11 protein-coding genes are annotated in these 10,614 nt (G+C 61.4%); 5 read left to right on the top strand and 6 right to left on the bottom strand.

Annotated features, from left to right (window positions below):
• Positions 1–51: 51 nt before the first annotated feature.
• From HOY34_RS15695 to HOY34_RS15685, 3 genes are read right to left on the bottom strand one after another with little or no spacing between them, the layout of a single operon-like run.
• Positions 52–564: a MotE family protein gene (locus HOY34_RS15695; protein ID WP_172364501.1), complete on the bottom strand. Its 513-nt coding sequence runs from the start codon at positions 562–564 to the stop codon at positions 52–54.
• Positions 561–974 carry a hypothetical protein gene (locus HOY34_RS15690; protein WP_172364499.1) on the bottom strand — a complete coding sequence of 138 codons (414 nt, stop codon included), beginning with the start codon at positions 972–974 and terminating at the stop codon, positions 561–563. The genes HOY34_RS15695 and HOY34_RS15690 overlap by 4 nt, the downstream gene beginning before the upstream one ends.
• Positions 975–983: 9 nt before the next feature.
• The gene (locus HOY34_RS15685; RefSeq protein WP_436645207.1) at positions 984–1,478 is read right to left on the bottom strand and encodes a flagellar basal body-associated FliL family protein; all 495 of its coding nucleotides are present in this window, start codon (positions 1,476–1,478) and stop codon (positions 984–986) included.
• On the opposite strand from HOY34_RS15685, the gene fliF reads away from it, so the two are divergent.
• The 5 genes from fliF to speB are packed head-to-tail and all read left to right on the top strand — an operon-like array spanning position 1,415 to position 5,806.
• Positions 1,415–3,184 carry a flagellar basal-body MS-ring/collar protein FliF gene (gene fliF / locus HOY34_RS15680; protein WP_172364497.1) on the top strand — a complete coding sequence of 590 codons (1,770 nt, stop codon included), beginning with the start codon at positions 1,415–1,417 and terminating at the stop codon, positions 3,182–3,184. The two genes, HOY34_RS15685 and fliF, sit on opposite strands and share 64 nt — an antisense overlap.
• The gene (locus tag HOY34_RS15675; RefSeq protein WP_172364495.1) at positions 3,184–3,777 is read left to right on the top strand and encodes a FliH/SctL family protein; all 594 of its coding nucleotides are present in this window, start codon (positions 3,184–3,186) and stop codon (positions 3,775–3,777) included. The genes fliF and HOY34_RS15675 overlap by 1 nt, the downstream gene beginning before the upstream one ends.
• On the top strand, positions 3,770–4,039 hold the full coding sequence (locus HOY34_RS15670) for a FliM/FliN family flagellar motor switch protein (protein ID WP_172364493.1): 270 nt from the start codon (positions 3,770–3,772) through the stop codon (positions 4,037–4,039). Before HOY34_RS15675 ends, HOY34_RS15670 begins: the two co-directional genes overlap by 8 nt.
• Positions 4,036–4,782: a flagellar type III secretion system pore protein FliP gene (fliP, locus tag HOY34_RS15665; RefSeq protein WP_436645206.1), complete on the top strand. Its 747-nt coding sequence runs from the start codon at positions 4,036–4,038 to the stop codon at positions 4,780–4,782. The genes HOY34_RS15670 and fliP overlap by 4 nt, the downstream gene beginning before the upstream one ends.
• 58 nt (positions 4,783–4,840) lie before the next feature.
• Positions 4,841–5,806 carry an agmatinase gene (gene speB, locus HOY34_RS15660; RefSeq protein WP_366926971.1) on the top strand — a complete coding sequence of 322 codons (966 nt, stop codon included), beginning with the start codon at positions 4,841–4,843 and terminating at the stop codon, positions 5,804–5,806.
• 54 nt (positions 5,807–5,860) lie between these two features.
• Here speB and HOY34_RS15655 read toward each other — a convergent pair whose 3' ends face one another.
• Genes HOY34_RS15655 through HOY34_RS15645 form a run of 3 tightly spaced genes read right to left on the bottom strand, consistent with a single transcriptional unit; the run spans position 5,861 to position 10,613 of the window.
• A complete protein-coding gene (locus HOY34_RS15655; RefSeq protein ID WP_172364489.1) occupies positions 5,861–7,039 on the bottom strand; it encodes a beta-barrel domain-containing protein in 1,179 nt (392 codons plus the stop codon).
• Entirely contained in the window at positions 7,036–9,267 is a 2,232-nt protein-coding gene (locus tag HOY34_RS15650) for an ATP-binding cassette domain-containing protein (RefSeq protein ID WP_172364487.1), read from the bottom strand. Before HOY34_RS15650 ends, HOY34_RS15655 begins: the two co-directional genes overlap by 4 nt.
• Positions 9,264–10,613, bottom strand: a complete 1,350-nt coding sequence (locus HOY34_RS15645; RefSeq protein WP_172364485.1) for a TolC family protein — start codon at positions 10,611–10,613, stop codon at positions 9,264–9,266. Before HOY34_RS15645 ends, HOY34_RS15650 begins: the two co-directional genes overlap by 4 nt.
• Between the last annotated feature and the right edge of the window lies 1 nt (position 10,614).

Genomic DNA, 10,614 nt, shown 5'->3' with positions numbered 1-10,614 from the left:
CCTGCTTGAGCCGATCGGGAGCATCCCGCCAGCAGAGGCAGAAGCAAACTTCTACGCGGCTCTGGAAATTGAAGACATCGCCGCGTAACTAACTGTAATCAGCCTCCGGCAAACCCGGAGCGGTTCAGCGAACTGTGCGTCCATCGCATTGAACAAGGCCGCCGCTTCGCGCGGCTTCATTGACTCATAGACCGCTGTAAGCCGAACCAGATCCGCCTCGGCTGCGCCGTCAGCAATCGCCAGTGTGCTGCGTAGCTCTGCCTCGACCCGCTCCATTTCCTCTACCCGCCCTTTGAGGACCGCATTCGCCAGATCCAGAGCCGCAGCGCGATCCGCAAGCGCAGCCTCCTGCACATTCACTCTTGCCTCGCGTGCTGAGAGCGCTGCCGCGAGTTCCTGTGGCAACGGGCCACAGCCCTGATCGGCGGGCTCATCACCCTCTGTTTCAGTTGCGGCCGCGCGCGCAATAGAAAGCCCGACACCATCGCCAAAGCGAATCGCACCCGATGCCGCAAACAACAAGGCGATCAGAAAGAGCGTGCCGCGCCCGGCTTTCCTGTTCATTCCGCGGCCTCAAGATGGTCCATGACCGGGCGACGCCTTACCAGCCGTGCCCGGCGGGCATCCTCGGCCATTTCAGGTCGTATGAACCTGCTTGTATCAGCAGAGACCGCGCCAGTTGGTGCCAGGGGCGGAATGTCGTGCATAGAGGCAACCAACAGTTCCAGGCGGGTCGACAACTCTTCTGCCCGGGCCGTCAGCGCGGCAAGTCTTTGCCCCGATTGCCCGGCCACCGCCTGAGCCTTTTCAAGCACGCGCGTCATCTCATCCACCTGGGCTGAGAGAACCGCAATTGCGCCGCCCATCCCCGCCTCAAGGGTAGTGAAGCGGCGCAGCCGCGCGGCAAGAACATAGCAGTAGAGCGCTGCACCGACGCTGGCAGCAAAGAGAAGCATATCTGCAATCAATGTCATATCTGACCCTCAGTTCAGGACAAATTCAGTTATGAGAAGATCACGCACCCGACCTTTCCCGGTTACAATCTGGATCCGGCGCAGCATCTGTGCCCGCAGGCGCGTCATCCCGCCCGGATCGTCAAAACTGGTCGGATCGACGGCACGCAGGTAGCTGTTCAACACGTCAATCACGCGCGGCATCAACAATGTTACGTCAGACGCGTGGGCCTTCATGACCTCTATCTGAGCAGAGAATCGCAGATGCCTGCCCGGCGCGCCCGGCGGCAGCGAGATTATAATCGGCTCAATCGGGACATAGGCGATATCGGGCAGCCCCTTTGGCGCGGCCTCATCCGTCGTGCCATGGCCTCCGCCGGGCAAGATGCCGGAATAAATGACGTAAAAGGAGGCGCCGCCCGCCAGCAACGCAAGCACCAACCCTACAAGCAAAGGAAGCAATGTGCGCCGTTTCGGCTTTGCCCCAACCTCAGGGCCATCTGCGGGAATCGCTATATCTGACACTTGGGCCTCCGTTCTGCGACGAGAACGAAGATAGATCGAATGACACTAACCGATTGTTAATCCGAACCGTTCATTTCTGGTCTCGTCAGGAAAGAATTCCGGCGGAGACAAATGTGCAGAATGTAATCTCGATCTGGAACGGGCTGGAACTGCGACGCAGGATAATCCTTGTGGGCGCGACAGTTGCAGTATTTTTGGCTGTCCTCGCTTTGGCGCGCTTTTCCGGCGGCGGGCAGATGGTCTTGCTATATGCCGGACTTGAGAATCGGTCAGCCGGTGAGGTTGTGACCGCGCTCGATCAACGCGGCGTCATTTATGAGGTAAGAGGCGATTCGATTTGGGTCGACGCCGCTAATCGCGACTCTCTTCGTATGAGCCTGGCCGGAGAGGGGCTACCCGCAGCGGGTGGCGCCGGATATGAGATTTTGGACAATCTTTCCGGGTTCGGCACGACGTCACAGATGTTCGACGCGGCCTATTGGCGCGCCAAAGAAGGTGAACTGGCACGAACGATTCTGGCCGTTCCGGATATTCGTGCCGCGCGCGTACATATCTCTCAGGGGCCGTCTGACCCATTTCGAAAGGCCAGTTCACCAACCGCAAGCGTAACGGTGACAACTGCTTCCGGGCGCATCTCGGACGACCAGGCCCGCGCCCTGACACATCTGGTAGCCTCGGCCGTCAGCGGGATGAAGGCGTCAGATGTCCAGGTCATTGATTCCGCAGGCGGCCTTGTAACCCCATCCGAGGACGGCTCGCCAGCTAATGCGGGGGATCGCAGTGAATACGTGCGGCGCAGCGTTGAGCGGCTTCTGGCTGCGCGGGTCGGTCCGGGACGAGCTGTCGTCGAGGTTTCAATGGAACTGCAAACCGAACGTGAGCAGATAACCGAACGCAAATTCGACCCGGAAGGCCGCGTGGCCGTCTCGACCGATTCGGAAGAGAAATCCAGCCAGAACAGCGATCCTGGCGGCGATGTCACCGTCGCCTCAAACCTGCCCGAAGGGGACGCTGCTGCCGGGGCCACCGGGCAGTCGCAATCAAGCGAAAGCCGAGAGCGCGTAAACTACGAGATTTCGGAAACCCAGCGAGAGCTTCTGCGCGGTCCGGGAGGCATTCGCCGCATGACGGTTGCTGTGCTGGTGGACGGGCAGATGGTCACCGGGGATGATGGCACCCAAACATGGCAGCCCCGCCCGGACAGCGAACTTGACGCCTTGCGCGAGTTGGTGATGGCAGCAGCAGGGATAGACGAAGCGCGCGGCGATCAGTTGACTCTGAAATCCATGGAATTTCTGCCAATCGCCGCTGAAGGCACCGAGGCGACGAGTGGCCTGATCCCGACGTTCGGGCCGCTTGATACGATGTCGCTGATCCAAATCGCGGCACTTGTCATTGTGGCACTGATCCTGGGGCTTTTCGTCCTTCGCCCGATCATTGCCTCTGGCCGCAACAATGCCCTGCCCGCGCCCGCGTCACCACTGCAATTGCCGGGGCTCGATATGTCTGGCGGCAGCGATGCCGTGCTGAATGGCGAAATCGACAACAGCTTTGAACTGCCCGATCTGCCGATGATCGATTTCGCGGGAACAGACGCCCCCCCAGAGGACCCCGCAGAGCGACTGCAAAGGCTGATCCGTGAAAGACAGGCCGAATCCATCGAAATCCTGCGCGGCTGGCTTGGCCCCGATGAGGAGCGCGCCTGATGCCCCTCCCCCAGCTAGAGGTTTTTGAAACCACGCGAAGTGCCGATCAGGAGGTTGTCGTAACCGACTTAGCCTCAGTCGAATCAACCCGCCTTGCGGCCTGGGAAGAGGGCTATCGCGCCGGATGGGACGATGCGATCGCTGCTCAATCGCAAAGCGGCGACCAACTCAGGGCGGACCTTGACCGCAATCTGATGGCGCTTGCCTTCACCTGGCAAGAGGCGAGGGCACATCTTCTGGGCACAATCGAGCCGGTTATGATGGAAATCATCACCCGCGTGCTGCCCGCCCTGTCACAAGAAACGCTGGGGCCAATCATCATTGAGCAACTGATGCCGATGCTGGCCACGGCTGCGGATCAACCGGCCTTGCTGCATATCAATCCCGCCGCGCAGGAGCATGTCGAGGCAGCGCTCTCGCGGGCGACAGGGCTGCCATACGAAATTGTGCAGGATCCCACGCTCGACGAAGCGCAGGTGTATCTGCGCCTCGACAGCCGCGAGGTCAGCATCGACCTCAGCCGCGTCACCACCACCATCATAAAAACAGTTCAGGACTTTTTCACCCTGTCGCAGGAGAACCCCGATGGATGAACTCGCCAGCTCCAGCCCTTTCGCTCAGGTCCCGATCGAGATCACCATTTCGGTCGGCCGCGCCCGGCCGCGCGTGCAGGATCTTCTTCGGCTTGGCAAAGATACCGTGCTGCCCCTTGACCGAAGAGTGGACGACCCGGTCGAGCTTTATGTCGGCGACCGGCTGATTGCCCGTGGCGAATTAACCGAGATGGAGGGTGACAGGGCAGGCCAGCTCGCGGTCAGGCTGACCGAGGTCGCAAATCTCAAGAGTGGCCTGTGACTGACCGCCTTCGCCCCCTGGCCGGCCTGCTTCTTATCGCGCTGACGGCAATCTTGCTCAGCACATCCCCTGCCCTGGCGCAGACAATCACGCTGGATCTTGGCAGCGAGGAAACACTGGCCTCGCGTTCAGTTCAGCTTTTGATAATGATCACCGTTTTGTCGGTCCTTCCGGGGCTGGGAATAATGGTGACCTGCTTCCCCTTTATTGTGACAGTGCTGTCCATCCTGCGCCAGGGGCTGGGGCTGCAACAGGCACCGCCGAACATGCTGATCATCACTCTGGCAATGTTCCTGACCTGGTATGTCATGGACCCGGTCTTTACCGAAGCCTGGGCACGGGGGATCGGCCCCTTCACCCGAAATGAAATCGACCTCGTTTCCGCCTTCAATGAGGCCTCGCAACCCTTTCGTCACTTTATGGCCGCCAGAATTGACCCTGAAACCTTTATGCGGCTGGACGCGCTAAGGCCGCGCCCGCCAACAGATCTGGTCGACTCCCCCCTTTCTGTCCTGGTGCCATCATTCCTGCTGTCAGAAATACAGCGTGCATTTGAAATCGGCTTTCTGGTCTTCCTGCCGTTTTTGATCATCGACCTCGTCGTCGCAGCGATCCTGATGTCGATGGGGATGATGATGGTGCCGCCCGCAGTTGTCTCATTGCCGTTCAAGCTGGCCTTTTTCGTGGTGGCAGACGGATGGAGCCTTCTGGCAGCGGCGTTGGTACGAAGTTACGCGCAGTGATCCAGGGCTTGCCTCACGGCGGTCGCTATGGCCTCCTCAGGTAAAATCAGGGAGAGTTGTGATGGCATTTAACCAACCGTTGGGCGGCAATGACATGCCCCGTTTTGGCGGGCCCGCCACATTCATGCGGTTGCCCGCTGCCCCCTCTGCTACGGGCCTGGATGTCGCTTTTTGCGGCATCCCGATGGATATCGGCACCTCAAACCGACCCGGAACCCGGCTTGGCCCCCGTCAGATCCGCGATGAAAGCCGGATGCTGCGCCCGTTCAACATGGCCACCGGGGCGGCCCCATTCGAGCATTTGCAATGCGCCGATATTGGCGACGTCGCGATCAATACCTTTGATCTGAAAAAATCCGTCGGCATTATTGAGGCGCACTACGATCAAATCCTTAACGCCGGGGCGCTGCCGCTGACCATGGGGGGCGACCACACCCTGACCTGGCCAATCCTGCGCGCGATCCGCAAAAAGCACGGACCAGTTGCGCTGATCCATGTCGATGCCCATGCCGATGTGAACGACGTGATGTTTGGCGAAAAGGTCGCGCATGGCTGCCCGTTCCGCCGCGCTTTTGAGGATGGTTGCCTACAAAATGACCGAGTGTTCCAGATCGGGTTGCGTGGCACCGGCTATAGCCCTGATGATTTCGACTGGGGCCGCAGGAATGGCTGGACGGTGATCCAGGCCGAAGAGTGCTGGCACAAATCCCTCAAACCGATGATGGCCGAGATCCGGGCGCAAATCGGCGATGCGCCAGTTTACCTTTCCTATGACATCGACAGTCTTGACCCGGCTTTCGCGCCCGGCACCGGCACGGTTGAACCCGGCGGGCTGACCATCTGGCAGGGGCTGGAGATTGTGCGCGGCTGTGCCGGGCTGAACCTGGTCGGCGGCGATCTGGTCGAGGTCTCGCCGCCCTATGACCCGTCCGGCAATACCGCCCTGATCGGAGCCAATCTGCTCTATGAGATGCTCTGCGTGCTGCCTGGTGTTCCGCAAAACCCGCCAAAAGCGCTGCGTTAGAGACGAAAAAGCCCGCGCCAGTCAATGGCGCGGGCTTCAGATTTCAGGTGAAACTCAGCGCTCGCGCAAAGCCTCATTCGATTTGTAAAGCGGCTTCAGCAGATAGGTCATCACCGTTTTCGCGCCGGTCTCCAACTCAACACTGGCCTGCATGCCCGGCCGGATCTGCAGATCCTTCTGCCTGTCCGACAGCTGCGACATATCCACTTTCAGCGTTGCGATGTAATGGGGGTCGCCATCCGCGGCCCGCGAGCGTTCATCGATGAAGGTATCGGCCGAGACAAAGGTCACCTCGCCACGCAGCGAGCCGTAAATTGTGTAATCATAGGCCGAAAGCTTGATCACCGCCGTCTGCCCCTCACGCACCGAGGCGATATCACGCGGCTTCACCTTGGCGTCGATATAGAGATCTTCGTCCAGCGGGATGATCTGCAGGATCTCTTCGCCGGGGCGAACAACACCACCGATTGTGGTGATGCCGATTTTGTTCACAACACCTCGCATAGGCGAGACCAGAGTGGTGCGACCCAGCTGATCCTGCGCGACTTTCAGCTTCTGTTCCAGCGTCGCCACCTCGGCCAGGGTGTCCGAGTATTCCTTGGCGCGTTCCAGCTCGGTTTTGGTGATCGTGTCGGAAAGCTGGTTCTCGGCATCACGATGCGCCTTCTTCGCCCGGGTTACCTCAATCGCGGGGGCAACCTCCTGGGCCAGCATCCGCTCCATGATGTCCAGCTCACGCGAGGCCTGTTCAAGGATCGCCTCGGCGCCCTCTTTGCGCGCCGCGAAATCCTCAAGCCGCGCCTTCAGCAGCGAGCTTTCCGAGGCCATGATGTCCGGCACCCGCCCCGCAATCGTATCGGCCACGGTGAAACTGGCCTCGCCGCGCATCTCAGCCTCGATCCGGGCGCGGCGGATCGACAGACCCGCCAGCTGATCGGTGTAATCATCCACCGCCGCGTGATATTGCGTCGATTGCAGCCGGCCCAGAACCTGACCCGGCTCGACCACATCGCCCTCGGCGACGTTCAGTTCAGCTAAGATCCCGCCCTCCAGGTTCTGGATGATCTGCGGCCGCGATGAGGACACAACCGTGCCCTCGGCGCTGACGATCTCATCCAGCCAGGCAAAGGCCGACCAGGTCAGGAACACGGCAATCACCGCGCCTACCGCCCAGATCACAATCGACGGCTTTTTCGCGCGCGTCTCGAACTCGTCCGACCAGACTGCCGTCATGCCCCTGCCCCCGCTTTCGCGCCCTGGGCTTTCGCCAGATGCGCCAGAACCGCTTCTTGCGGACCATCAACCGCCAGCTTGCCGTTTTGCAGGATCAGCGTGCGGTCTGTCAGTTGCAGGATCGGCACACGGTGTGTCGCGATCACCGCAGTCCGCCCCTTCAGCCAGGTGCCAAGACGGCTGACCAGCGTGGTTTCCAGCGTCTGGTCCAGCGCGGCGGTCGGCTCATCGAGCAGCACGATCTGCGGATCCTGCAGCCAAAGCCGCGCCCAGCCAACAGACTGGCGTTGCCCAACCGACAGGCCTTCGCCCAGCTCGCGCACCTCAAGATCAAGGCCGCGCGGATGGTTGCGCACAAACGGGCCCAGGCCTGCGAAATCCAGTGCCTGCAGCAAACGGTCGTCATCACGCTCCAGCTGGTTCATGTTCAGGTTGTCGCGGATCGTGCCCTGAATCAGGCGCACTTCCTGGCCCAGATAGCCGATGCCACGGCGCAGATCGCGCGGGTGCACCTGGTTCAGGTCGACGCCGTCGATCAGAACCCGGCCCTGTCCCGGCTCATAAAGCCCGGCCAGCAGCCGCAGCAGCGTCGATTTCCCCGACCCGTTAGAGCCAAGCACCGCCACATGCTGCCCCTGCGGGATCGCCACGCCGTTGATCTCGACCACGGGGGCGCTTTTCTCATCATAGCGGAACTCAAGATTGCGCAGCTCGAAATTCCCGGCCATGCGGTCGCGGCGCAGATAACGGCGGTCCTCGTCCTCGGACTGACGCGATTCTGCCACCTGCTCCAGCGCTTTCAGCGACATTTTCACCTGGCTCCAGCGGGCCATCATCGTCGAGACCTGGGCCAGCGGCCCAAGGGTGCGCCCGGTCAGAATGCCGACCGCGATGATGGTGCCGACGGTGAACTGCCCGGCAAAGACCAGGTAGGTGCCCATGATGATCGTCGAGATATAGGTGACCTGCTGCACAGCCTGCGACCAGGTCGAGAGGAAGGTCGTCAGGCGGCGTTGCTCACTGCCCTGGACCGCGTTCACCGCGACCAGCTCTGACCACAGACGATTGAACCGATCCTCGCCACGCTGGGTGGTCAGGGTCTCATGCTCAAACACCGCCTCATAAAGCAGCCTTGCCTGTTTGACAGAGGCACCCTGGGTCTGGGCCGCCATGCGGACCATCTTCTTCTGCATCAGGAAGCCCGGCAGCACCATGATGATGCCACCTGCAACCAGCAACCAGACCATATTGCCCGCAATCGAGGCCACCAGCGCCAGGAACAGCAGAAGGAACGGCAGATCCGCCAGCGTGCCCACCGTGGCCGAGGTGAAGAATTCACGCACCGATCCAAACTCGCGCATCGAGGCGAAAACCTCTGAGGGCTTGCGCTCTCCCGGGCCCATCTTCATGCCCAGAAGTTTTTTCATCAGCCGCTTTTGCACGGCGATTTCGACCTTGCGGCCGGTGTTGTCCATCAAAAGCGCCCGCGCGATTTTCAGCGTGGCTTCCAGACAGACGGCCAACAGCACGCCGATCCCCAACACCCAAAGCGTGGGCTGCGACTGATAGGGGATGACGCGGTCATAGATCTGCATCGAGAAAAGCGAGATCGCCACCGCCAGGATATTCGCCACCAGCGACGCGACCGAGACCTCACCAAACGGACGGCGGAAATGACGGAACTCGCCCCAGAACCAATGCGGTTTGGCCTTTTGTTCAATATGGCGGGCTTCCAGCTCTGCCAGCGGCGCGCGGGCCTGCAGGATTCGGCCTGCATAGAGACTGTTCAGGTCAGAAAGCAGCAGCTCGGCGCGGTTGTCATGCGCGGTCTTGTCATAGATCGTGACCCCGTCGCCATCGACGCCCAGCACCAGCACAACCTGGCCATTGGTGGTTTCCGCCAGCGCCGGATAGCCGTCAGTGGGCAGCATGACTGAACGCAGGATCCGCGTCGAAAGCCCGCTTTGGGTCAGGGCCTGGGCCATCTCGTCCAGCCCCGGCGCATTGCCGGATGCGTCAGCGGCGGTCTGGATCCGCTCCAACAGGTCGGGCGTCGACAGCTCAGAGCCGATCAGCCCGGCATAGGCCGAGGCCAGCGTGGCCCGGTTCTTTGCACGGTTCGTGAAGCGCTGGCTGGCGGGCAGCGCGGGCGCCGCCGGGCGTGGTGCGGCACCTGCCGCGACCTGGCCTGCATTCACGTCGAAAGCGATAACGCGGTTCTCGGTCACATTGCGCCTCCATTCACCAATACACCGCGCAGAAGCGCGATATCCAGCCGCGCCACCGCGATCTGGTATTTCAGCGAAGCGTGGTCACGCTTCATCGAGGTCAGGGTTTCAAACTGGCCGGTCAGCTCGATCAGGCTGCGACGGCCGGCTTTGTATTGCTCGGTATAGAGGCCCATATTGCCCTCCATCTGGGCAATCACCGCGCCATCGGCCTGCTCACGCAGGGCCAGGGTGTTGATCTCCTGGGTCAGCGCCACGATCCTGCGATCTGAATCGCGCTTTGCCTCGTCGATCTTGCGGTTGGTGACTTCCAGCGCCTCATCAAGCGCGGCGAGATTGTCCTTGCGGCCAAAGCCCAGGATATCCCCATCCAGCGACAGACCGCCCTTGATATCGCCATCACGCCCAACCGAGGCCCCGGCCCCCAGACCCGCCAGCAGGCCCGATTTCGCAACCGCAACCTCGGCTTTGGTCCGCGCAGCCTCTCCTTTGGCCTCAAGCACGGCCAGGGGTTCGGGGTTGCCGCTGTCGGGCGGCAGGGTCGGCACACCACGCAGCCCCTCGAACGATTGTCCGGTCAGCGTCGCCAGCTGCGCCCAGGCGCTTTTCTCGCCCTGCTGATAAGACAACAGCGTGGCCTCGATCTCGGCGCGACGCTGGCTGACCAGCCGGTATTCAGAGCCATCAGACAACCCGCCAGAGACGCGGATCTTCGTCACGCGCTCGAATTCGGCCATCTGCTTCAGCGCGCCTTCGGTGATTACCGCCAGATCGGCGGCGCGCTGTGCCTCGACGTATAGTTTCAGCCCGTCATGGACTTTCTGGTTCAGGTCCTGGACCAGATCGACGGCGGCCATTTCGACATCGGCTGCCGCGAAATCACGCTCGGCCTGGCGGCGGCCACGGTCGAAGATCGCCGTATCCAGCACCAGACTTGCCGCGATCGACGACAGCGAGGTCAGGCTGACATCGGGGCCGATCTTGGGCAGCCAGTTCTTTGACCGCGCACGCGCGGTCAGCCGTTTGACACGCAGCTGGGCCTCTGCCGAGGCCCGGCTGTTTTTCAAAACCGCATCGCCCACCTGCCCGAAAGCACTGCCCTGCGGCAGAATGGACTGACGAAGCCGAAGCTGGGTGATCAGTTCCGAGACCACCTCGCCTTTTTTGTCGAGATGGGCCTCGTTTGCATCAACTGCGGCCGGATCGCCCGGCGCGTGGCTGGAGCGGGTCGCCTGCGGGCCGCCAAAGCAACCAGCAAGCGCCAGAACCAAAGCGCCAGAGATGAGGGGGGCAGCGACAGGGCGAACTCGCCCTGCCTGGCCTGCCTTTTGAATGCGGGCTTTCATA

This window comes from Pseudogemmobacter hezensis (assembly GCF_013155295.1).
In the GTDB taxonomy this organism is placed as follows: Bacteria; Pseudomonadota; Alphaproteobacteria; order Rhodobacterales; family Rhodobacteraceae; genus Pseudogemmobacter; species Pseudogemmobacter hezensis.
This window is presented reverse-complemented; position numbering and strand designations above follow the sequence as displayed.

Coding starts and splice junctions, on each gene's coding strand:
- HOY34_RS15695 (WP_172364501.1), bottom strand. CDS start 564: ATGAACAGGAAAGCCGGGCGCGGCACGCTCTTTCTGATCGCCTTGTTG.
- HOY34_RS15690 (WP_172364499.1), bottom strand. CDS start 974: ATGACATTGATTGCAGATATGCTTCTCTTTGCTGCCAGCGTCGGTGCA.
- fliF (WP_172364497.1), top strand. CDS start 1,415: ATGTGCGCCGTTTCGGCTTTGCCCCAACCTCAGGGCCATCTGCGGGAA.
- HOY34_RS15675 (WP_172364495.1), top strand. CDS start 3,184: ATGCCCCTCCCCCAGCTAGAGGTTTTTGAAACCACGCGAAGTGCCGAT.
- HOY34_RS15670 (WP_172364493.1), top strand. CDS start 3,770: ATGGATGAACTCGCCAGCTCCAGCCCTTTCGCTCAGGTCCCGATCGAG.
- HOY34_RS15655 (WP_172364489.1), bottom strand. CDS start 7,039: ATGACGGCAGTCTGGTCGGACGAGTTCGAGACGCGCGCGAAAAAGCCG.
- HOY34_RS15645 (WP_172364485.1), bottom strand. CDS start 10,613: ATGAAAGCCCGCATTCAAAAGGCAGGCCAGGCAGGGCGAGTTCGCCCT.